19 protein-coding genes and 1 tRNA gene are annotated in these 22,262 nt (G+C 70.6%); 5 read left to right on the top strand and 15 right to left on the bottom strand.

What is annotated here, in order from left to right; genetic code table 11:
• Positions 1-51 precede the first annotated feature (51 nt).
• Positions 52-1,503, top strand: coding sequence for an ABC transporter permease (locus D7D94_RS01050; RefSeq protein WP_156240829.1), 1,452 nt, complete (start codon positions 52-54; stop codon positions 1,501-1,503).
• A 29-nt stretch (positions 1,504-1,532) separates the two neighbouring features.
• Entirely contained in the window at positions 1,533-2,231 is a 699-nt protein-coding gene (locus tag D7D94_RS01045) for an ABC transporter ATP-binding protein (RefSeq protein WP_156240828.1), read from the top strand.
• Here the strand turns inward: D7D94_RS01045 and D7D94_RS01040 are convergent.
• From D7D94_RS01040 to D7D94_RS01015, 6 genes are all read right to left on the bottom strand, one after another.
• Entirely contained in the window at positions 2,225-3,763 is a 1,539-nt protein-coding gene (locus D7D94_RS01040) for an FAD-dependent oxidoreductase (protein ID WP_156240827.1), read from the bottom strand. The two genes, D7D94_RS01045 and D7D94_RS01040, sit on opposite strands and share 7 nt — an antisense overlap.
• A complete protein-coding gene (locus D7D94_RS01035) occupies positions 3,760-4,620 on the bottom strand; it encodes an FAD:protein FMN transferase (RefSeq protein ID WP_156240826.1) in 861 nt (286 codons plus the stop codon). Before D7D94_RS01035 ends, D7D94_RS01040 begins: the two co-directional genes overlap by 4 nt.
• 1 nt (position 4,621) lies before the next feature.
• A complete protein-coding gene (locus D7D94_RS01030) occupies positions 4,622-5,065 on the bottom strand; it encodes an FMN-binding protein (protein WP_156240825.1) in 444 nt (147 codons plus the stop codon).
• Between the two features lie 105 nt (positions 5,066-5,170).
• Entirely contained in the window at positions 5,171-6,205 is a 1,035-nt protein-coding gene (locus D7D94_RS01025) for a ribose-phosphate diphosphokinase (RefSeq protein ID WP_156240824.1), read from the bottom strand.
• Positions 6,180-7,640 carry a bifunctional UDP-N-acetylglucosamine diphosphorylase/glucosamine-1-phosphate N-acetyltransferase GlmU gene (glmU, locus tag D7D94_RS01020; protein WP_156240823.1) on the bottom strand — a complete coding sequence of 487 codons (1,461 nt, stop codon included), beginning with the start codon at positions 7,638-7,640 and terminating at the stop codon, positions 6,180-6,182. The genes D7D94_RS01025 and glmU overlap by 26 nt, the downstream gene beginning before the upstream one ends.
• A gap of 31 nt (positions 7,641-7,671) precedes the next feature.
• Positions 7,672-7,743, bottom strand: a tRNA-Gln gene (locus D7D94_RS01015).
• A gap of 107 nt (positions 7,744-7,850) precedes the next feature.
• Here D7D94_RS01015 and D7D94_RS01010 point away from each other — a divergent pair.
• Positions 7,851-8,360, top strand: coding sequence for a MarR family winged helix-turn-helix transcriptional regulator (locus tag D7D94_RS01010; RefSeq protein ID WP_156240822.1), 510 nt, complete (start codon positions 7,851-7,853; stop codon positions 8,358-8,360).
• Here the strand turns inward: D7D94_RS01010 and D7D94_RS01005 are convergent.
• On the bottom strand, positions 8,298-9,812 hold the full coding sequence (locus tag D7D94_RS01005; RefSeq protein WP_156240821.1) for a DHA2 family efflux MFS transporter permease subunit: 1,515 nt from the start codon (positions 9,810-9,812) through the stop codon (positions 8,298-8,300). The genes D7D94_RS01010 and D7D94_RS01005 overlap by 63 nt on opposite strands.
• Positions 9,813-9,958: 146 nt before the next feature.
• Between D7D94_RS01005 and D7D94_RS01000 the strand changes: the two genes are divergently transcribed.
• Together D7D94_RS01000 and D7D94_RS00995 are read left to right on the top strand one after the other, a co-directional pair.
• Positions 9,959-10,363, top strand: coding sequence for a VOC family protein (locus tag D7D94_RS01000; protein WP_156240820.1), 405 nt, complete (start codon positions 9,959-9,961; stop codon positions 10,361-10,363).
• On the top strand, positions 10,360-10,641 hold the full coding sequence (locus D7D94_RS00995) for a winged helix-turn-helix transcriptional regulator (protein WP_156240819.1): 282 nt from the start codon (positions 10,360-10,362) through the stop codon (positions 10,639-10,641). The genes D7D94_RS01000 and D7D94_RS00995 overlap by 4 nt, the downstream gene beginning before the upstream one ends.
• Positions 10,642-10,681: 40 nt before the next feature.
• Here D7D94_RS00995 and D7D94_RS00990 read toward each other — a convergent pair whose 3' ends face one another.
• The 8 genes from D7D94_RS00990 to D7D94_RS00955 form a co-directional block, all read right to left on the bottom strand.
• Positions 10,682-12,304 carry an HNH endonuclease gene (locus D7D94_RS00990; RefSeq protein ID WP_216648674.1) on the bottom strand — a complete coding sequence of 541 codons (1,623 nt, stop codon included), beginning with the start codon at positions 12,302-12,304 and terminating at the stop codon, positions 10,682-10,684.
• Positions 12,305-12,877: 573 nt separating this feature from the next.
• Positions 12,878-13,696: an aldo/keto reductase gene (locus D7D94_RS00985; protein ID WP_156240817.1), complete on the bottom strand. Its 819-nt coding sequence runs from the start codon at positions 13,694-13,696 to the stop codon at positions 12,878-12,880.
• A 40-nt stretch (positions 13,697-13,736) separates the two neighbouring features.
• Positions 13,737-15,524: an ABC-F family ATP-binding cassette domain-containing protein gene (locus D7D94_RS00980; protein WP_156240816.1), complete on the bottom strand. Its 1,788-nt coding sequence runs from the start codon at positions 15,522-15,524 to the stop codon at positions 13,737-13,739.
• Between the two features lie 89 nt (positions 15,525-15,613).
• The gene (locus D7D94_RS00975) at positions 15,614-16,777 is read right to left on the bottom strand and encodes a ScyD/ScyE family protein (RefSeq protein WP_156240815.1); all 1,164 of its coding nucleotides are present in this window, start codon (positions 16,775-16,777) and stop codon (positions 15,614-15,616) included.
• 196 nt (positions 16,778-16,973) lie between these two features.
• The gene (gene mmsB / locus D7D94_RS00970; RefSeq protein ID WP_156240814.1) at positions 16,974-18,191 is read right to left on the bottom strand and encodes a multiple monosaccharide ABC transporter permease; all 1,218 of its coding nucleotides are present in this window, start codon (positions 18,189-18,191) and stop codon (positions 16,974-16,976) included.
• Positions 18,178-19,704 carry a multiple monosaccharide ABC transporter ATP-binding protein gene (mmsA, locus tag D7D94_RS00965; protein WP_156243242.1) on the bottom strand — a complete coding sequence of 509 codons (1,527 nt, stop codon included), beginning with the start codon at positions 19,702-19,704 and terminating at the stop codon, positions 18,178-18,180. The genes mmsB and mmsA overlap by 14 nt, the downstream gene beginning before the upstream one ends.
• A 105-nt stretch (positions 19,705-19,809) precedes the next feature.
• The gene (chvE, locus tag D7D94_RS00960; protein ID WP_281349306.1) at positions 19,810-20,934 is read right to left on the bottom strand and encodes a multiple monosaccharide ABC transporter substrate-binding protein; all 1,125 of its coding nucleotides are present in this window, start codon (positions 20,932-20,934) and stop codon (positions 19,810-19,812) included.
• Positions 20,935-21,124: 190 nt separating this feature from the next.
• Complete coding sequence (locus D7D94_RS00955) at positions 21,125-22,114, bottom strand: LacI family DNA-binding transcriptional regulator (RefSeq protein ID WP_156240813.1); 990 nt, start codon at positions 22,112-22,114, stop codon at positions 21,125-21,127.
• Positions 22,115-22,262: the final 148 nt, after the last annotated feature.

The raw sequence follows: 22,262 nt of genomic DNA, 5'->3' as shown, positions 1-22,262 counted from the left end.
CTTCCTAGTTTCGATGCGGGCCGCTCGTGGGCAGCGGCGGAAGGAACACCCATGTACAGAACGTACCTGCGACGCGAACTCGCGGGCCGCAAGCGGCAGACCATGATCGTCGCCGCCGGCCTCGCCATCGCGATCGCCCTCGTGATCATCGTCAGCGCCCTGGCCGCCGGAGTCCGCGACGCGCAGAATCAGGCTCTCGCGTCGGTCTACGGCGTCGGCACCGATCTCGCGGTGACCGGGGCGGCCGCGGAGCCCGGGGAGCGCGGCGGTCAGCGCTTCGAGTTCGGCGCCGAAGACGGCACCACCGGCGACGACGGCTCGACCGAGGTCAGCCAGTCGCGCCTGTCCACCGAGCCCGGTCGCTCCACGCTGGAGGCATCGACCGTGCAGACCGCCACCGCGGCGGACGGGGTCGCGGCCGCGTCCGGTGCGCTCGCCCTGCAGAACATCACCTTCGGCGGCGAGCTGCCGTCCGCGCCGACCGAGCAGTCGACGCAGCAGCAGGGGCAGCCCGAAGGCGGCGCTCCGGGCGGCGCGTCCGGCGGCGGGTTCGGCGGCGGATCGTTCGATCTCGACGCGATCAGCGTCCTCGGGGTGGATGCCGATGCGGCGACGGTGGGCCCCCTGTCCTCCGCCACCGTCTCCGACGGACGGTCGCTCGCGGACTCGGACGCCGGAGCCTTCGTCGCCGTGGTCGACGAGACCTACGCGACGACGAACGAGCTCGCGGTGGGCGACTCCGTGGAGCTCGGCGGGCAGGAGTTCGAGATCGTCGGCATCGTCGCCTCAGCCTCCGCGGCGGCCGACACCGCCGCCGACGTCTTCATCCCCCTCGATGTAGCTCAGGAGCTCTCGGGCGCGGGCGACGTCGTGTCGACGGTTTACGTGCAGGCGGGGTCCGCCGGCGACATCACTGCGGTGCAGGCGGCCCTCGCCTCCGAGCTCCCCGACGCGACGGTGAGCTCGCAGTCGGATCTCGCCGCCTCGGTGTCGGGCTCCCTCTCCAGCGCATCCGGCCTGATCACGAGCCTCGGCACGTGGCTGTCGGTCATCGTGCTCGCCGTCGCCGTCGTGCTGGCGGTGCTGTTCACGATCTCCGGCGTCTCGCGTCGGACCCGCGAGTTCGGCACGCTGAAGGCGATCGGATGGACGAACGGACGTGTCGTGCGACAGGTCGCCGGCGAGTCGCTCGTGCAGGGCGCGCTCGGCGGCGTCATCGGCGTCGTCCTGGGTGTCGCGGGCGCGCTCATCATCGACGCGGTGCACCCCACGGTCGCCGCCGGCGCCTCCGACACGGCGACCGGGATGGGCGGCATGGGCCCGGGCGGTCCGGCCGGCCTCGATATGACCGCGAGCGAGATCGTCCTGTCGGCGCCGCTGGATGTCGGCATCATCGCCCTCGCCGTCGTGCTCGCCGTCGCCGGCGGGTCGATCGCGGGAGCGATCGGCGGCTGGCGCGCCGCGCGGCTCAGCCCCGCCGAGGCGCTGCGATCCGTCGCCTGACCTTCACCGACCACATCAAGGAGAACGACATGACCATCCTCTATTCCCTCACCGCCGTCGAGAAGACCTATCGCGGGCGTGAGCGCGAGGTGCGCGCGCTTCGCGGCGTCGACCTCGAGATCGAGCAGGGCGACTTCGTCACGATCCAGGGGCCCACCGGCGGCGGCAAGTCGACGCTGCTGCAGCTGCTCGGCGCCCTGGACACCCCCACCGGCGGGTCGGTGTCGCTCGCCGGCTCCGAGCTCGGGCGCGCGAGCGCGAAGCAGCTCGGCGCCCTGTGCGCGAGCGAGATCGGCTTCGTGTTTCAGGGCTTCAACCTCATCCCCACCCTCTCGGCGCGGGAGAACGTGTCCATGGGCCTCGAGCCGCTCGCACTGCCCCGCGCGGACCGGGAAGCGCGCGTGCAGGAGGCGCTCGCGCACGTCGGGCTCGCCGACCGAGCCGACCACCGCCCCGCCGAGCTCTCCGGCGGCCAGCAGCAGCGCGTCGCCATCGCCCGCGCCATCGCCAAGCGCCCGCGCGTGCTGCTCGCGGACGAACCGACCGGCAACCTCGACGAGCGTACGCGGGACGAGATCATGGACCTCCTCGAGCGCCTCAACGCCGACGGGCTCACCCTCGTCCTCGTCACCCACGACTCCGCCGTCGCCCGGCGTGCCAGGCGGCGGCTGCGCCTCGACCACGGCACGGTGCAGGACATCACCGTTCCCGCCACCTCCCGTCAGTAGCCCGCGAACGCGTCGGTGCGGAGCGACCGCGCCGTGCGGAGCGCCGGCGCGAGATCGGCGATGAGCGCGGGCGGACCCGACACGTGCGCACGTCGCGACGGGAGATCCGGCACCGCGCGAGCGAGGCCATCCGCCGTCAGCCGCTCGCCGCCGGCCCACGTCCAGTGCGCGGGCAGCCCCGGCGGCTCGTCGGGCGTGAAGACGAGGGTCGGCACGCCCGCCTGCTCGATCTCGTCGCGGTACGCGAGGTCCGCCGCGCTGCCGGCGACGTAGACGAGCACCACGTCGCGCCGCTCGCCGCCGAGGCGCAGATCGCGCAGCTGCGACACGAAGGGCGTCACGCCGATACCGGCCGCGACGAGGAGGAGCGGCTGCGGCGACGGCGGCAGCGCGAAGTCGCCCCACACGCCGGTCGCGACGAGCACGTCGCCAGGCTGCGCCGCGGCGAGCGCGCGCTTGTAGCTGGAGACCGCGGCGGTGGAGCTCTCGCGGTACGCGATCCGGACGATCGGCAGATCGGCGGGGGCCGAGACGATCGAGAACTCGCGCCGCGTCCCCCGCGCGTCGGGCCGCGGGTGCGGCGCCTCGAGCTCGAGGTACTGACCGGGGGTGAAGCGGATGGCCCGGTCGGCCGTGAAGGTCAGCTCGCGGATGGCGGGGGTCGGCCGGTCGCGTCGGACGAGCGTCAGCCGCACCGCGCCGCGCATCGCGAAGGCGAAAGCGACGAGGTTGCCGATGAGCAGCGCGCGCTCCTGCCCGAGCGTGATCGCACCGAGCGGGATGGGCCAGCCCGCGAGCACGCCGACGATCGCGGCGATCAGGAGCTGCTGCCGGCGTCGCGGCGGCAGGGTCAAGGGCTCGGTGAGCATGAACGCCGCGAGGAAGAGGAACGGCGACTGCACCACGACCGCCGTGACCAGGGTCTCCAGCGGCAGGGACAGCCCGGCCGCGACGAGCTGCGTGATCGTGCGCACCGCGGCGACGACGACCGCCACCACGAGGAACAGCCCCGCGACGCGCAGCTTCTCGGTGCGCCAGAGGACGAGGAGTCCCAGCACGAGGAGGGGTGCGAAGAGCGCGGGTGTGCCCACCCACCACGCGGAGCCGCCGAGGGTCGACAGCGTCGCGATCGTCGCACCGACCGCGGCGGGATTGAGGATGTGCCGGCCGCGCCACGCCAGGAGGTACTTCGAGGCGGCGGCGGCCGCCGCGGCGATCGCGACGCCGAGGAGGGCCGCGGCGTCGAGGCCCGGGCGGACGACGAAGAGCAGGATGGCGGAGGTGATGAGCGTCGACTCCGGTCGCCACGGGCGCCGGATCACACGGTGCCCGATGACGTCCACTGCCGCGCCGACGACGACCAGCACGGCCGCGGTCGCGAGGAGCTCGAGCGGCGTCGGCAGCACGAGACCGGCGAACGACAGCGCGAGCGCGACGACGGCCAGCAGTGCGAGAGCGATCAGCGCGAGCCGGTACATCGAGAGGCGGCCCAGCAGCCGCAGGCCGCGTCGATGCAGGGTCGTGAACGTCATCGGAACAGCTCCGCCTCTCCCCGCTCGAGGCGGGATCCCAGGGACCACTCGGCGCGGCCATCCGTCAGCATGCGCACCCAATGGACGTCATGCGCGTGCGCGAACCGCTCGCCGCCCTCGAAGAACAGCGCGGTCGCCGCCGCGTCGGCCAGCATCGCCGTGCGCGCGATCGCCCAGGTGGCGACCACCGTGCGGACCGGCTCGCCCGTCCGCGCGTCCAGCACGTGATGCAGCCCATCGCCCCACGCGCGCCGGTTCGCCGCCGACGCGCACAGCGCCTCGTCGGCGACGGTCACCACGCCGATCGCGCGCCGCGCGTCATGCGGATGCTCGAGGGCGATGCGCTGCGGGGCGCCGCGGACGAGGATGTCGCCGCTCGCATCGACCGTCGTCGCGTCCGGCAGCAGGGCCGCGACGCGGTCCACGAGCCGCCCCTTGCCGAGGGCTCCGACGTCGATGACGCCCGGCCCGTCGAGCGCGAGGCGCCCGCCGGTCCACCGCAGGCGCGCACGCCAGTCCGCGGGCGCCGAGATCGGTGCTTCAGCGGCGAGCCGGTACGCCGCGTCGTATCCCAGGCGCTCGAGGGACGCCCCGACGAGCGGGTTCACCGCTCCCCCGGTCTCGCGCGACAGCTCGAGGTACAGGTCGAGCATGGGCGCGGCATCCTCGGGCGCCGGGGCGTCGCCGCCCTCCCGCGCGAGCGCCGTCACGAGCGAGTCCGGTCGGAACCGCGACCAGGCGGCGTCGAACGTCTCGACCTCCCGGGCGACGAGACCCCGTGCCCTGTCGCCCAGCGGGCCGGGCGTCTCGATATCCCACATCGTGCCGATGGCGTCGAACCGCCACACGGCCGGCATGTCAGACCGCCGCGTCCTGCTTGATCCGGTCGATCGCCGCGTTGAATCCGCCGCTCGTGAGCGACGAGCCCGCGACGCGGCTGACCGACAGCTCGTCGATGTCGACGCCCACGACCTCATCGGCGATGCCATCGATGAACTGCGACTGGTACTGCTCGGTCTCCGGCGCCTGCGGGTCGCCCGTCACCTCGACCGCGGTCACGATGTCGTCCTCGAGCGTCACCGTGACGGTGACGCTCTCCAGGGTCTCGGGCGTCTGGTAGGTGCCGTCGGCGGTGTAGGTGCCGTCCGCGTAGGCGGGCGCCGCGCTTGCGTCGCCGCCGCTGCTCCCGCCGCCGTCCTCGCCGTTGGAGGAAGCGCCCACGGTGACCGCGCCGCACCCCGCGAGCACGGCCATCCCGGCGATGCCCGCGAGGGCGCTGCCGCTGCGGATGGATCGGTTCATCTCGGTCCCCTGTTCATCGGTGCCGCGCGTCCGGCGGCGATGAGGTCAGTCTGGGGTCGTTCGACGGCAGGCGCTTCTGGATCGCCTATGCGTGCGCTGTGACGATCAGGCCGCGCCGTCGAACATGCTCGTGACGGAGCCGTCGTCGAACACCTCGCGGATGGCCCGAGCCAGGAGCGGCGCGGCCGACAGGACCGTGAGCTTCTCGAAGCGGCGGCCCTGCGGGATCGGCACGGTGTCGGTGACGACGACGCGGTCGACGGCGGCGTCCTGCAGACGCTCCACGGCGGGGCCGCTGAAGATCGCGTGCGTGGCGCCGACGATGACCTTCTTCGCGCCGTTGGCCTTCAGGGCCTGAGCGGCCTTCACGATCGTGCCCGCGGTGTCGATCATGTCGTCGACGAGGAGGCAGGTGCGTCCCTCGACCTGGCCCACGATCTCGTGCACGGACACCTGGTTGGCGACCTTCGGGTCGCGGCGCTTGTGGATGATCGCAAGCGGCGCGTCGAGGCTCTCCGACCACGTGTCGGCCACGCGGACGCGGCCCATGTCGGGCGAGACGACCGTGAGCGTCTCGCGCTCCTCCGCCGTCAGGGTCTCCTGGAAGTGACCGAGGAGCACGGGCTTCGCGAAGAGGTGGTCGACGGGGCCGTCGAAGAAGCCCTGGATCTGCGAGGCGTGCAGGTCGACGCTCATGATGCGGTCGGCGCCGGCCGTCGCGATGAGGTCGGTGACGAGGCGGGCCGAGATCGGCTCGCGGCCGCGGCCCTTCTTGTCCTGACGCGAGTAGGGGTAGTACGGCACGACCACGGTGACGCGCTTGGCCGACGCGCGCTTGAGCGCGTCGAGCATGATGAGCATCTCCATGAGCTCCTCGTTGACGCTCTGGCTGAACGACTGGATGAGGAACACGTCGCTGCCGCGCATCGAGACCTCGAAGCGCGTGTAGATCTCGCCGGACGCGAAGGTGCGGTGCTCGGTCGGCGCGATGCCGATGCCGAGCTGCTCGCCTACCGCCTGCGCCAGCTCCGGGTGGGAACGGCCCGCGACCACCACCAGTCGCTTCTTCGTCTTGGTGACGACTCCCGGGGCGATACCCCGTTCGAGGTCGAGGTCAACGGTCTTCCTGGTGCGCGCCATCCGCTGCTTTCTCCGCCGCTCGGGCCCGAGCGACGGCTTCTGCCGCTGCGGTGCCCGCCCTGTTCGTCTCGACCCACCCCGCGATGTTCCGCTGAGGTGCCACGCTCAGAGCGAGGGCGCCTGCCGGCACATCCTTGCGGATGACCGCGCCCGCTCCCGTCTTCGCGCCATCCCCCAGTGTAACCGGGGCGACGAAGACGTTGTGCGAGCCGGTGTGGACTTCGTCGCCGATCACCGTGCGGTGCTTGGCGATGTCGTCGTAGTTCGCGGTGATCGCGCCGGCGCCGAGGTTGACGCCGCGTCCGATCGTCGTGTCTCCGATGTACGACAGGTGCGGCACCTTGCTGCCCTCGCCGACCGTGGAGTTCTTGACCTCCACGAACGTGCCGACCTTCGCTCCGGTCGCGAGCTCCGCGCCGGGGCGGAGGAACGCGAACGGCCCGACGGTCGCGCCGGCGCCGATCACGGCGAGCGTCGCGTCGGTGCGGCGGACGGTCGCGCCCTCCCCCACCTCGCAGTCGACGAGCGACGTGTCCGGGCCGATCGTCGCGCCCTCGGCGACGCTCGTCGCGCCGAGCACGAACGTGCCGGGCAGCACGGTGACGTCGGGGGCGAGCGATGCGGTGTCGTCGATCCAGGTGGTGGTGGGGTCGAGGATGGTCGCGCCCTCCAGCTGCCAGCGGCGGATGACGCGCGCGTTGAGGATGGCCGCGGCATCTGCGAGCTGGACGCGGTCGTTCACGCCGAGGGCGATGCGCGCGTCGGGCGCCTCCGCGGCGGCGACCGGATGGCCGTCCTCGCGGAGCAGGCGGACGACATCCGTCAGGTACATCTCGCCCTGCGCGTTGTCGGTGCCGATGCGAGCGAGCTGCGTGCGCAGCGACGGAGCGCGGAAGACGTAGACGCCCGCGTTGATCTCGCCGACGGCGGCCTCGTCGTCGGTGGCGTCCTTCTGCTCGACGATGCGCGCGACCGTGCCGTCGGCGTCTCGGATGACGCGCCCGTAGCCGGTGGGGTCGTCGAGCGACGCTGTGAGGAGCGTCGCCTCGGCGCCCGCCGAGCGGTGCGTGCCGAGGAGGGATGTGAGCGTGTCGACGTCGAGCAGCGGCACATCGCCGCTCAGCACGAGCACGTCGCCGGCGAAGGACTCCGGCAGCGCGGCCACGGCGATCTGCACCGCGCGGCCGGTGCCGGGGATGTCGTCCTGGTCGATCGCCTCGACGCCCGGGAAGTCGTCGATCGCCTCCAGGACGCGGTCGCGCTCGTGTCGCACGACGACGCGCGTGATCACGGCGTCCAGCTGCTGCGCCGTGTGCAGCACGTGGCCGACGAGCGGGCGGCCGCCGATCTCATGCAGCACCTTGGGGAGCTTGGACTTCATGCGCGTCCCCTGGCCTGCCGCCAGGATCACGATCGCGAGTTCGCTGTGTGCCACGTATGCCTCCGTCACGTCATCGTCCGTCACGCTCCGCCACCAGGATTCGAACCTGGTCCTCACAGCTCCAAAGGCTGTCGTGCTGCCGTTACACCATGGCGGACCACGGCTCTCGGCCGCTCGACAAGTCTGCCACGAGGCGCCCGCTCGCTCGATTCCCGCGCGCGGACGCGCGCTCGGGAGACCCGGCCGGTGCGCGATACTGAACGGATGGCCGCGGATACCGATGAAGTCGATCGCATCGTCAGCGCGTGGGCGGCGCAGCGCCCCGACCTCGACTTCTCCCCGATGGAGGTCCTCTCCCGCGTCGACCGGCTGTCTCGTCACCTCGATCGCGCCCGTCGAGACGCCTTCAGCCGCACCGAGATCGAGCCCTGGGAGTGGGACGTCCTCTCCGCGCTGCGTCGTGCGGGCGCCCCGTATCAGCTGAGCCCCAAGCAGCTGCTGCAGCAGACGCTCGTCTCCAGCGGCACCATGACGAACCGGATCGACCGGCTCGTGACCCGAGGATTCGTGCGGCGCGAGTCCGACCCGGGCGACGGCCGCAGCGTGCTCGTGACCCTCACCGACGACGGCCGCACCCGCGTCGACGCTGCGATCACGCGCCTCATGGATGCTGAGGCGGAGATCCTCGGTCGGCTGTCAAGTTCGGAGCGCTCACGCCTGGCCGCGCTGCTGCGCCGCCTCAGCCTGAGCTTCGACGGCACCTTCGCCGGCTGACGCACCGCGCAGGAACAGCGACGCGACCAGCGCCACGAGGAGGACGCAGGCCGGCAGCAGGATGGCCTCGGCCATCCCACTGGCGAAGCCGTCGGCGACGGCCGCGGGCATCGCCCCGTCTGACATCGCCGGGGCATCCGGGAGACCGGGCAGGTTCGCCTCGAGGCGCGCCTGCATGAACGCGGCGACGGCCGCCGACCCGATGACCGAGCCGATCGTGCGGGTCGTGTTGTAGATGCCCGCACCCGCTCCCGCGAGGCGCGGCGGCAGCTTGCGCGTCGCGGTCGTCGCGAGGGGGCCCCACATCCCGGCGTTGCCGACGCCCATCAGGGCCGACGGGAGCAGGAACATCCAGATCGGCGTGTCGATGTCGACGATCGCGGCGTACCAGAACAGGCCGCCCGCGACGCAGAGGAGGCCGGGCACGAGGATCACGCGGGGGTCGACGCGGTCGAGGATGCGTCCGGCGACCGGGGCGAGCGCCCCGGAGAGGACCGCCATCGGGATCATCAGAAGGGCGGCCTCGGTGGGCGTGAGGCCCCGCGCGGACTGGAGGAAGAACATCAGCGGCAGCGCCTGCGCGGTGACGGTGAAGCCGACCGCCGCGATCGCGACGTTCGCGCCGGAGAAGTTGCGATCGCGGAACAGGCCGAGCGGCACGAGCGGCTCCGAGCGGGTGCGGGCCTGCTGCAGGATGAAGAGCCCGAGCACCACGATGCCCGCGATGATCATCGCCCACACCGACACCGGGCCCCAGATGACGCCCCAGTCGTACTTCTCCCCCTCCTGCAAGCCGAACACGATGAGGAACACCGCGATCGCGCTGAGGACGACCCCGAGGATGTCGAACCGGTGCGGATGGGTCTCGAGCTTCGGCACGAGGATCCATGCGGCGACGAAGCCGATGACGCCGACGGGGACGTTGACGAAGAAGATCCACTCCCATCCGAGCCCGTCCACGAGCAGGCCGCCCGCGAGCGGGCCGACCAGGGTGGCGACGCCCGCGGTGGCGCCCCACAGGCCCATCGCCGCGCCGCGGCGGTTCGGCGGGAAGGTCCGGGTGATGACGGCCATCGTCTGCGGCGTCATGAACGCCGCGCCGAGCCCCTGTACGACGCGAGCGAGGATGAGCCCGCCGAGCGTCGTCGAGAGGCCGCACCAGAGCGAGGACAGCGTGAAGATCGAGAGGCCGACGAGGTAGATGTTCTTTGGGCCGAAGCGATCGCCGAGGCGGCCCGTGATGAGCAGCGGCACCGCGTAGGCGAGGAGGTAGGCGCTCGTGACCCACACCACGTTGTCGAGGTTGTTCGTGTCGGCATCGAGCGCGGCCTTGATCGCGGGATTCGCGACCGACACGATCGTCGTGTCGACGAGGATCATGAAGAAGCCGATGATGAGCGCCCACAGGGCGGGCCAGGGGCTGCGGATCTGGCCGCTGCGGGTCTCGTTCATTGCCGTGCGGCCTTCCTCTGTGCGAGCTCATGGACTATATCCGGGCGCGATGTGAAGGCGCCCTGTCGAGAGCGGCGTCCGAGGCGATCGGATCCTCCGTCGGGACTCCCCTTGACGTCGCACTTTCATTTTGAAAGCATCACGCCATGAGCCTCTTCATCACCTGCCCCGTCGAAGACGTCGAGCGCGCCACCGCCTTCTACACCGCCCTCGGCTGGACGCTCAACGCCGAGATGTCCGATCACAACGTGTCGTGCTTCGCGATCGCGCCGGAGCAGTACGTCATGCTCGGCAGTCGAGAGATGTACGCGAGCGTGGGCGGCGTCGAGGAGCTGGTCGGAGAGCCGGACACCCCCTCGAAGGTCACCGTCTCGTTCGATCTCGACAGCCGGGCGGCGGTCGACGCGCTCATCGAGCGCGCCGCAGCCGCGGGCGGGCGGATCGGCGACACCGACGACTACCCCTTCATGTACCAGCGCCAGTTCGACGACCTCGACGGCTACCACTACTCGCCGTTCTGGATGAAGCCGGAGATCGCTTCGCAGACATGAGCGACCTCGCCGCGGCCCTCGACCTCGTCGGAGCACGATGGGCCCTGCTCATCGTCGAGCGGCTTCTCGACGGGCCGCAGCGCTACGGCGACCTGCAGCGCGACCTCGGCTTGGGAACGAACATGCTGGCGACCCGCCTGCGCGAACTCGAAGCGGCGGGCGTCATCCGCCGACTGCCGCTGCGGCACAACACCAGGGCCTACGCGCTGACCGATCGCGGCCTCGCGCTGCGGGAGCCCATCGCGGCGCTCGCACGCTGGGCGGCAGCGGAGACCTGATCGGCGCGGCCGGCGGCCCTCTGTGCCGCCGACCAACGGCTCAGAACGGGAACGGCCCGACCGGCTCCTGTGGTGCTGCGCTGGCGCGATCATCGGCGCTCGCGTCGTGTTCGTCGGGGAGGAAGCGGACCATGGGCGCCGGCATGTTCTCGTAGCGGCGTCCGGCGGGGGATGTCCACTCGAGCACCCCACCGGGCTTCTGCTCCACGGTCCAGGCGGAATGGTGCTTCAACGTGTGGTGGCCTTCGCAGAGGTAGGCGAGGTTGCACACGCAGGTCGGGCCACCGAGGGCATGGTCGATCGTGTGGTCGGCGTCGGACACGCGTTTGCGGATCGGGCGGCGGCATCCGGGAAATCGGCAGTGCTCATCGCGGGCCTTGAGGAACCGTCGTTGCGCGGCAGTCGGGAATCGCAGGTCCACTGTCAGCAGCGCTCCGGTGCGCGCGTCTTGAAACAGCCGCACCCAGGCGGTGGCGACCGCCGCGAGCTCGCACGCCTGGATGGCGGGGATCACCCCGTGCCCGCACAGCGTCGCCACCCCGGAATGCGCCGCGCGAGTCCTCGCTCGACGCCGCAGCTCGTCGTCGGATGGCTTCTCCGGCTCGGGTGGTGATTCAGGCGGCCGCTCGAACGAACCCGTCGTCGTCGCCGGCGGGGGGACCTCGTCGGGCTCATCTTCGAATCCGGCCTCGCCTGACCAGACCTCATCCGGGTCGTCCTCATCCGGGTCATCATCGGCTGGGTCATCATCCCCGATGCTGTCGAAGTCGAGCTCCCCGGGGGCGGGCGCCGGCTCTCGGGCGGGCGCTCTCTCGCTCTCGTCGCGCGTCTCGCCCCCGTCGCGCCCCTCCTCGGTGTCATCGCCCTGCGTCTCGGCGGTGAGAGCTCGCGCGGGGATGGTGACCTGCACGGTGCCGCGGACGCCCGCCGTCCCGGTCGGCACGCCGTGCGGACCGGCGGTCGGCGCTCCGGCCAGGAGCAGATCCGCCGCGACGTCCGCCTGTCGCTGCGCGGCGGTGCGGGTGTCGTCCCCATCCGGGCCGGCCGCATCCTTCACCGCCTGCGCGAGCTGCTGCACCCGGTCCAGCACGCCCGCCGCCTGCAGCAGCGACATGTAGATGTCGACGTGCGCCATCCCATCCCGCCCCCGCCGCACCGCGACCGACCGCTTCGCGTGCTCGCTCGCGAATCGATCCGGCAACGGCACCGGGTGCAGCTCCTGCGCTACGGACTCCGCCATCTGTCCCAGCTGCGGTTGCGACAGCGGCTGCGCTGCGAGCTTGTCCAGCACGACCCGCTCGTAGACGGCTCGGGTCTCGTCGTCGAGCCCTGTTCCGTGCTCGATGATCAGATGCGCCTGCGGCAGCGTCACCTCCCCCGCCTCCACCGCCGCGAACACCGTCGGAAACGACCCTGTCAGCGCCTCCGCATCGGCGAGGTCACGCTCCGCCTTGCCACGCGTGGACCCCACCGCCGCCGCGAGCTCCTCGGCCATCGACCGGAACACCCATGTCTCCCCATGCACTCCCCCGGCCGCGGCCACCTCCCGCTCGTACTGCCGGAACGAGATCTCCCCCAGTTGTGCGACCAGCTCGACCTGGCGTGCCTCGAGGACCGCCACCGCGCGTCGCGTCGCCACGACGCCATCCAGCAGCTCTCGCATGAGCGCCTCTTCGGCAGGCTCCATCCAGAAACTGCGTGAACCCGACCCCTCGTTGGATCTCATACCCTCATCATCCCAGGGACCACGGACATTCGAACACGAGGACGAAGCAGGTGGATCACCCGCCGACTCCGTGTGCCGGATCGGGATCTGGGATCCCGGGCGCGGAGGGTGCGCGGTGGCGCCCCCGAGCGGATGAGCCGGGGGCGGGACTTCGAGAGCGGGTCGCCGCGTTTCGTCTCGCTTCGCTCGCTCAACGTCCGAGAAGACGCGAGTTCCCGAGAGCGGGTCGCCGCGCTTCGACTCGCTCCGCTCGCTCAACGTCCGAGGGGGGCGCGGGTTTCGGAGGACGGGTCGCCGCATTTCGTCTCGCTCCGCTCGCTCAACGTCCGAGGGGGCGCGGGTTTCGGAGAGCGGGTCGCCGCGTTCGTCTCGCTTCGCTCGCTCAACGTCCGAGAAGACGCGAGTCCCCGAGAGCGGGTCGCCGCGCTTCGACTCGCTCCGCTCGCTCAACGTCCGAGAAGACGCGAGTCCCCGAGAGCAGGTCGCGGCGTTTCGACCCGCTCCGCTCGGTCAACGCCCGGGGACGCCGCTGCCCAGCAGATACAGGTCGTCGGAGGTGAGATCGAGCAGGTCGGCCGAGTCCGCGATCGACGCGGGACGGCTCGCGCCGACCAACGGCACGATCGACGGCGACATCGCGCGCAGCCATCCGACCATGACGCGCTGCGGACTCACCTCGCGCCGTCGCGCGACCTCCTCGATCGCCGGAGCGACGGGAGCGCCGCCGCCGTCGAACGGCATGTAGGCCAGATACGCGATCCCCCGCTCCGCGCAGAGCTGCGCCAGCCGGAGATCGTCCGGGCGCGCGTACGAGAGGCGGTTCTGCACGGATGCGATCTCCGCGACCGCGCCGGCCTCGTCCAGCTGCTCCTCGGTGACATTCGAGAGGCCGATCGCGCCGATGAGCCCCTCGGCCTGCATCGCGGCGAGCGCGGCGATGCTCTCCGTGATCGGCACCTCGGGGTCGACGTGATGCAGCTGGTACAGGTCGATGCGCTCCACGTCGAGACTGCGGAGGCTGATCTCGCAGTGGGCACGCAGCGTCTCGGGTCGGCCGTCCACCGGGAAGCGGTCGCCTTCGCGCCAGTGTCCGCCCTTCGTCGCCACGAGCGGCGGGTTCGCGACGCCGCGCAGCGCGGTCGCGACGACGGCCTCCGCGTACGACTCGACGTCGGGCCGGGTGTACGCGAGCGCGGTGTCGATCAGCTCGACTCCGGCGTCGAGGGCGGCGTGCACCGTCGCCAGCGAGTCCTCCAGGGAGCCGTCGCGGAAGGCGAACGGCGCCGTGCCCAGGCCGACGCCGTCGATGTCGCGGTGAGAGATGAGCATGTCGTCATCCTCCCAGGCCGCCGCAGCCGAGGGCGTGCGGTCAGCCGATCTGCTCGGACAGCTCCAGCCAGCGCTCCTCGACCTGATCCGTCTGCTCCTGCAGCGCGCGGATCTCCGCCGACAGCGCGCCCAGGCCCTCGTAGTCGCCCTGATCGTGCGCCGCCATCCGGTCGTGCACCTTCTTGATGTCGCCCGCCAGCTTCTCGAGCTTCCGCTCGGCGGCCGCGAGCTCCTTCTGCGCGGCGCGCAGCTCCGCGCCGGAGAGTCCGGATGTCGCGACGGGAGCCGCCGTCTTCGTCTCGCGCGCGCCATCCTGCGCGTGGCGGAGCTTGAGGTACTCGTCGACGCCGCCCGGCAGATGACGCAGCCGCCCCTCGAGCACCGCGTACTGCTGGTCGGTGACGCGCTCGAGGAAGTACCGGTCATGCGAGACGACGAGCAGCGTGCCCGCCCAGGAGTCGAGCAGGTCCTCCATCGCGGCGAGCATGTCGGTGTCGAGGTCGTTGGTCGGCTCGTCGAGGATCAGCACGTTCGGCTGGTCGAGGAGGATCAGCAGCAGCTGCAGGCGGCGCTTCTGCCCGCCCGACAGATCCTTCACCTGAGTCGAGAGCTGCACGGACGAGAAGCCCATCCGCTCGAGAAGCTGCCCGGGGGTCAGCTCCTGCGCCTTCGATCCGGCGCCGACCGTGTAGCTCGTGCGGAGGTTCGAGATGACCACCCGCACCGGGTCCTGCATGTACTGGTCGAGCTCGTCCATCCGCTGCGTCAGCGTGGCGACCTTCACGGTCTTGCCGCGCTTCACCCGGCCGGATGTCGGTTCGACCGTTCCCGAGACGAGGCCGAGGAGGGTGGACTTGCCGGCTCCGTTGACCCCGAGGATGCCCGTGCGCTCGCCGGGCGCGATGCGCCACTCCACACGGCGGAGGACTTCGCGGTCGCCGTACGACACGGAGGCATCGAGGAGGTCGACGACGTCCTTGCCGAGGCGGGAGACGGCGAGCGACTGCAGCGCCACCTTGTCGCGGACGTCGGGGACGTCGGCGATGAGCTCGTTGGCGGCGTCGATGCGGAACTTCGGCTTCGAGGTGCGGGCGGGCGCGCCGCGGCGCAGCCAGGCCAGCTCCTTGCGGGCGAGGTTCTGGCGGCGCTGCTCGACGGCCGCCGCCTGCCGGTCGCGCTCCACGCGCTGCAGGATGTACGCCGCGTAGCCGCCCTCGAAGGGCTCGACGATGCGGTCGTGCACCTCCCAGGTGGCCGTGCAGACCTCGTCGAGGAACCACCGGTCGTGCGTGACGACGAGCAGGCCGCCGCTGGATGCGGACCAGCGCTTCTTGAGGTGCGCGGCCAGCCACGCGATCGCCTCGACGTCGAGGTGGTTGGTGGGCTCGTCAAGGGCCAGGATGTCCCAGTCGCCGGCGAGGAGACGCGCGAGTGCCACACGGCGACGCTGGCCGCCCGAGAGCTCACCGAGGCGCGCCTCCCACGGGAGCTCGCCGAGAAGACCCGCGATGACGTCTCGCACCTTCGGGTCGCCTGCCCACTCGTGCTCGGGGGTGTCGCCTACGACCGCGCCCGCGATGGTGTCGTCGTCGTCGAGGGTGTCGGCCTGATCGAGCACGCCGATGGTCACGCCGCCGCGCACGGTGACGCGGCCGCCGTCGGGCTCGCGGCGACCGGCGAGCATCGCGAGGAGGCTCGACTTGCCGTCGCCGTTGCGGCCGACGATGCCGATGCGGTCGCCCTCGTTCACCCCGAGCGTGACGGAGTCGAAGACGATGCGGGTGGGGAACTCGAGATGAAGGGCCTCGGCCCCGAGAAGATGCGCCATGTCCCTACCAGGGTAGGCGACGCACCTCACAGGAAGCGGGGCTCCCACCCGGAGAGGATGGGAGCCCCGCAGGACAGGTGAACGCGCAGCTACCGGTGCCCGCCGCCGTGGCCGTGATGGCCGTGGTCGTGGCCCTTCCAGCGCCCCTGGACCTTCACCTTGCCCTTCGAGATGGTGATGATCTTCCCGGGCTGCTCCTGCGCCATGGTGGCCGCCCAGAGTGTGCCGTCGGCGCCGGTGGCGACCGAGAGCGCGCCGGGCAGCTCCCTCACCAGCGAGACCTGGCCGTCGCGCACCTGCGAGATGCGCCCGCCCGACAGCTCGGCGACGTATACGACGTCCTTCGCGGTCGCGATGCTCGTCGGCCCGGCGAGCCCCGACGCGACGAGCGTGACGTCTCCGCTGCGGGGGTTCACCTCCCACAGGGACCCTCGGGCGCCGGCCGCGGGGCCCTCCGGTCCTCCGGGCAGCGTGGAGACGAGAATGGTGCCGCCCCGCCCGACCGCGACGGAGGTCGGCACGGCCTCGAACGCGTAGGTGACCCCGATCACGCAGTCCGGGACCCCCAGCTCCGCGGCGAGCTCCGCCGTGATCACCGTCGGCTGCGCGGGCAGGACGGCGAGGGTGCTCACCTGCCCGGAGTCGGTCACGGTGAAGATCGCGTTCGCGCCGGCATCCGCGACGAGCCACTTCCCCTTCCAGCTCGCCACGCTGTACGGGTGCGCGTCGACGATGCCCGTGTAGCTGGCGGGGATGCCCAGTCCGCCGAGCGCCTCCGTGACGCAGGCGCTCGGGTTCTCGACCCCGTACTGCACATCTCCGTCGGGGTTGTTCGCGACCTCGTAGGCGTGGATGTCGGCGTAGACGGTGCCGCCACGAGGCGAGCGGATGTTCAATCCTCCCTCGACGTTCTCGAAGGTGCCGAAGTCGGTCACGGTCGAGCCGTAGGCCATCCAGGCGCCGCGGACAGCCAGTCCCGCGAGCCCCGGCACGTCCTCGATGAGGGGCGTGAGCGAGCCGTCACGCTGCAGCTGGCTGATCGCACCGGCGTTGGTCTCGAAGCTGGTGTCGGTGACGAGCACCCGCTTGCCGTCGACGACGAGGCTGAACGGGTTGCCCACCTCGGTGGGCCATTCGTACACCTTGGGGGTCCGCTTCAACGCGACATCTCCGGTCGCCGATGCGGCGGCGGATGACGAGAGGGCGAGCGCTGCGGCCGCGACGAGCGCGGCGAGCGCGGGGATCTTGCGCATGGGTCACTCCGATTCCCGACCCCGCTCCTTCGCGAGGCCGATCCATCCCGGGCGACCCCCGTGCGTCCGGTCTCCGTGAACCGTCGTCATCGACGATCCACGCACAGTATGCGCGCCAGGCGCGCTGTCGGCAACAGCGAAAGGCCGGGACGTCTCGAAGACGTCCCGGCCTCTCATCTGCCGATGCGGATGGCCGTCAGCTGGCGCGCGTGCGGCGCTTGTTCCAGACGTCGAAGGCGACGGCCAGCAGCAGCACGAGGCCCTTGATGAACTGCTGGTAGTCGGTTCCGATGCCGAGGAGCGACATGCCGTTGTTCAGCACACCCATGATGAGACCACCGGTGATGGCGCCGATCACGGTGCCGACACCGCCCTGCACCGCGGCGCCGCCGATGAACGCCGCCGCGATGGCGTCGAGCTCGAACAGGTTTCCCGCGCCGGGGCCGGCGGAGTTGAGGCGGCCGGTGAACACGAGGCCCGCCAGCGCCGCCAGCACGCCCATGTTGACGAAGAGGTAGAAGTCCACCTTCTTCGACTTGATGCCCGACAGGTCGGCCGCGTGCCGGTTGCCGCCGATCGCGTAGACGTGACGGCCGAACACCGAGCGGCTCATGACGAGCGAGTACGCGAGGATGAGCACCGCGAGCACGATGAGTACGATCGGCGTGCCGCGCGACCCGGGAGCCACGCCCAGCAGGTACGTCATGTACGCGATGAGCGCCGAGATGAAGACGAGCTTCGTGTAGAACCACGACGCCGGCTCGCTCTCGAGACCGAGCTTGACGCGCTTGCCGCGCTCGCGCAGCGAGTTGCCGATGTAGAGCAGCAGCGCGAGGACGCCGAGGCCGACCGTGATCCACTCCGCGGGCGAGCTCGACGCGGGGAAGAGCTGCGGGAAGAGGTAGCCGCCGCCGAGCTGGCGGTACTCGGTCGGGAACGGCGTGATCTGCGTGTTGCCGAGCACGATCTGCGTGAGACCGCGGAAGAGGAGCATGCCCGCCAGCGTCACGATGAACGCCGGGATGCCCACGAAGGCGACCCAGAAGCCCTGCCAGGCTCCGACCACCGCGCCGATGAGCAGCGACACGATGATGCCGGCCCACCACGGCCATCCCCAGTGCACGATCATCACGCCGGAGACCGCGCCGACGAACGCGGCGACCGATCCGACGGACAGGTCGATGTGCCCGGCGATGATGATCATCACCATGCCGATGGCGAGGATGAGGATGTAGCTGTTCTGGACGATGATGTTCGAGACGTTGCCGGCGGTCAGCAGGCGACCGCTCGTCACGATCTGGAAGAACAGCACGATCGCGATGAGCGCGATGAAGATGCCGATCTGCCGGAGCCGTGAGGTCAGGAACGCGATCGCACCGCGCGCGGGCGAGGCGGTGGCGCTAGCTGAGGACATGGTCGGCTTCCTTCTCCTTGGTCATGAGCTGCATGAGCGACTCGGGTGTCGCCTTCTCGATGGGCAGCTCGCCGGTGATGTGTCCCTCCGAGATCGCGTAGACGCGATCGCTGATGCCGAGCAGCTCGGGCAGCTCGGACGAGATGACGATGATGGCCTTGCCCTGCGCCGCCAGCTCGTTGATGAGGGAGTAGATCTCGTACTTCGCGCCGACGTCGATGCCGCGCGTGGGCTCGTCGAGGATGAGCACCTCGGGGTCGGAGAACAGCCACTTCGAGAGGACGACCTTCTGCTGGTTCCCTCCCGAGAGCTTCCCGACGACCGAGGCGACCGACGGCGCCTTGATGTTCATGCTCTTGCGGTAGCGCTCCGCGACGACGTACTCCTCCTGCGCGTTCACCCAGCCGCGGCGGGCGAGCTTGCCGAGCGACGCCAGCGAGATGTTCCGCTTGATGTCCTCGATGAGGTTGAGGCCGAAGACCTTCCGGTCCTCCGTCGCGTATGCGATGCCGGCGGCGATGGCGTCGGACACGGTCTTCGTGTTGACCTCCTTGCCGCGCACGAACACGCGACCGGAGATGTTCGACCCGTAGGAGCGCCCGAAGATGCTCATGCCGAGCTCGGTGCGGCCCGCGCCCATGAGGCCGGCGATGCCGACGACCTCGCCCGCGCGCACGCTGAGGTTCGCGCCGTGGATGACGGTGCGACCGGGCTCGGTCGGATGGCCGACCCACCAGTCCTCGACGCGGAAGACCTCCTCGCCGATGTCGACCGTGCGGTCGGGGTACCGGTTCTCGAGGTCGCGGCCGACCATCCCCTTGATGATGCGGTTCTCCGACACCTCGTCGGCGGCCAGCTCGAGGGTCTCGATGGTGCGGCCGTCGCGGATGATCGTCACGCGATCGGCGATCGCCTTGATCTCGTTGAGCTTGTGGCTGATGATGATCGACGTGATCCCCTGGCCCTTGAGGTGCCGGATCAGGTCGAGCAGGTGGGCGGAGTCCTCGTCGTTCAGCGCCGCGGTCGGCTCGTCGAGGATGAGCAGCTTCACGCGCTTGGAGAGCGCCTTGGCGATCTCCACGAGCTGCTGCTTGCCGACGCCGATCTCGTTGACGGGCGTGGCGGGGTTGTCGCCGAGACCGACGCGCGCGAGGAGCTTCTGCGCCTCGACGTTCGTCTCGTGCCAGTCGATGAAGCCGCTTTTCTGCCGCTCGTTGCCGAGGAAGATGTTCTCGGCGATGGAGAGGTAGGGGCTCAGCGCGAGCTCCTGGTGGATGATGACGACGCCCGCGCGCTCGGAGTCGCGGATGTCGCGGAACTCCGCGGTCTCGCCCTCCAGCACGATCTCGCCGTCGTAGGTGCCGTGCGGGTAGACGCCCGACAGCACCTTCATGAGGGTCGACTTCCCGGCCCCGTTCTCGCCGCAGATGGCGTGGACGGTGCCGCGCTCGACCTCGAGCGTCACGTTCTGCAGTGCCTTGACGCCCGGGAACTCCTTGGTGATGTCGCGCATCTCGAGGATGGTGTTCACAGGTTCGCTCTCTCGCTGTGAGGATGGTGGGTCGTGGCGGACGCGAGCCCGCCGCGCCGGTCGGCGACGGCGGGCTCGCTGGTCCTGCTACTTGAGCTCGTCGGCCTCGTAGTAGCCGCTGTCCACGAGGACTTCCTCGTAGTTGTCGGCGGTGACGATGGTCGACTCGTGGAGGTACGACGGCACGACCTTCTCGCCGTTGTCGTAGGTCTCGGTGTCGTTGACCTCGGGCTCGTCGCCGTGCATGAGCGCGTCGACCATGTCGGCCGCCGTCTCACCGAGGAGGCGCGTGTCCTTGAAGATCGTCGAGTACTGCTCGCCGGCGAGGATCGACTTCACGCTGCCGACCTCGGCGTCCTGACCGGTGACGACCGGGAGGTCGTCGGCCGAGTAGCCGCCGCTGGTGAGAGCGGAGATGATGCCGATGGAGAGGCCGTCGTAGGGCGAGAGCACGCCGTCGAGCTTGGTGTCGCCGATGATCGTGAGGATGTTCTCCATGCGCTCCTGGGCCGTCTCCGGCAGCCAGCGCAGGATCGCGGCCTGGTCGAAGTCGGTCTGACCCGACGGCACCTCGAGAACGCCCGAGTCCATGAAGGGCTTGAGGGTGTCCATGGCGCCCTCCCAGAAGAAGGTCGCGTTGTTGTCGTCGGGGCTGCCGGCGAACAGCTCGACGTTGTACGGGCCCTTCTCGCCGGTCTCGTCGCCGTTCTCGTCGAGCACGCCGAGGCCGGTGAGGAGGCTCGTCGCCTGCTGCACGCCGACCTGGTAGTTGTCGAACGTCGTGTAGTAGTCGACGTTCTCGGTGCCGTTGATGAGACGGTCGTATGCGATGACGGGAATGTCCTGGTCGGCGGCCGTCTGCAGCACGTCGGTCAGGGTGGTGCCGTCGATCGAGGCGACGATGAGGGCGTTCGCGCCGCTCGAGATCATGTTCTCGATCTGCGAGACCTGCGTGGGGATGTCGTCGTTCGCGTACTGGAGGTCGACCTGGTAGCCCATCTCCTCCAGGGTCGCCTTGACGTTGTCGCCGTCGGCGATCCAGCGCTCGGACTGCTGAGTCGGCATCGCGACGCCGATCGTCATCGAGCTGGTGTCGACCTCGCCGCCCTCCTCGGGGGCGGCGGCGCCGCCTCCGGTGCGGTCGCCGCTGCAGCCGGCGAGGGCCAGGCCGCCGACGGCGACGATGCCGACGAGCAGAAGGTGCTTCTTCACGGGTTTCTCCTCTGAATCCAGGACTTTGTTCCTCCGCCCCAGCGGAGGGATGCATCGACGAGGAGTCATGGTCGGGAAATGCCGGGACTGCCTCGTCGCGGTCTCACTTCGTTCGTGTGACCGTTCACATCGCGTCTCATCGTGCACCCGCGCCAGGCCGGGTGTCAAGCCGACACCGTGTCACATTCCGCTAACGGCGCGTCGCAGCGGAATCCCGCACGACGAGAGCGGGCGCCTCCCGCTGCGGAACGTCGTCGTCGGCGCCGCGCAGCGTCGCGAGCAGTCGCGCGATGGCGCGTCGCCCCAGTTCGGCGAAATCGATGTGCACGGTGGTCAGCGGGGGCCAGACATGTGCCGCTACCGGAATGTCATCGAAGCCCACCACGCTGACGTCGCCCGGCACGTCGATGCCGGCGTCGCGGAAGCCGTGCATGAGGCCGATCGCCATGAGGTCGTTCGCGGCGAAGATCGCCGTGAAGTCCTGTCGGCGCGCGAGCTCGCGCCCCGCGTAGTGGCCGAAGTCGGCGGTCCAGTCCCCGCGGATGGGCGGGATCGTCGGCAGATCCGCATCGCGCAGCGCCTGCAGGTAGCCGCGCATGCGCGAATCCGCCTCGATCCAGTCCTGGGGTCCCGACAGGTGGAGGATGTCGGCGTGGCCGAGTTCGATGAGGTGCTGGGTCGCGAGCCGCGCTCCCTCCAGCTGGTCGGCGGCCACGCTGTCGCTCCCCTGCCCTGACGAGGTCTGCAGGCTCACGAACGGCACGTCGATGGCCATCCCGCGCAGGACATGGAAGACGCGCACCTGCGGGGCGATCACGACGATCCCGTCGACCTGCTCCCGCAGAAGCTGGCGCACCGCGGCGCCGATCGCCTCGGGAGACGTGTCGGGGAGGTTCAGCGTCGTCGCCGAATAGCCCTCGCTGCGGGCGGCCTCCTCGATGGCGGCGATCGACGCGGTGGGCCCGAACTCCCCGACCGATGCGGACAGGATGCCGATGAGGTTCAGCTTGCTCGTGACGAGCGCTCGGGCCGCGGCGTTGGGGCGGTAGTCGAGCTGCCGGATGGCGTCGAGCACGCGCTGCTTCGTCTCGACGCGGATGCTGGGGTGGTCGTTGAGCACCCGGGAGACGGTCTGATGCGAGACGCCCGCCAGGCGCGCGACATCGCGGATGCTGGGCATCCTGGGCCGCTCCGTCGCGTTCGCCACTGCCGTCTCATCCTCACTGTCGGGGCGATGCGCACGGTCACATCGCCCATTCAGTATGCCGGATCGGCGGTGGCGAGGCCATCCGGACGACACCGGCGCCCTGCCCCAGAGGGCAGGGCGC

It is taken from the genome of Microbacterium oryzae (genome assembly GCF_009735645.1).
GTDB lineage: Bacteria > Actinomycetota > Actinomycetes > Actinomycetales > Microbacteriaceae > Microbacterium > Microbacterium oryzae.
The sequence above is the reverse complement of the archived record's forward strand: the minus strand, read 5'-3'. Positions and strand labels throughout refer to the sequence as shown.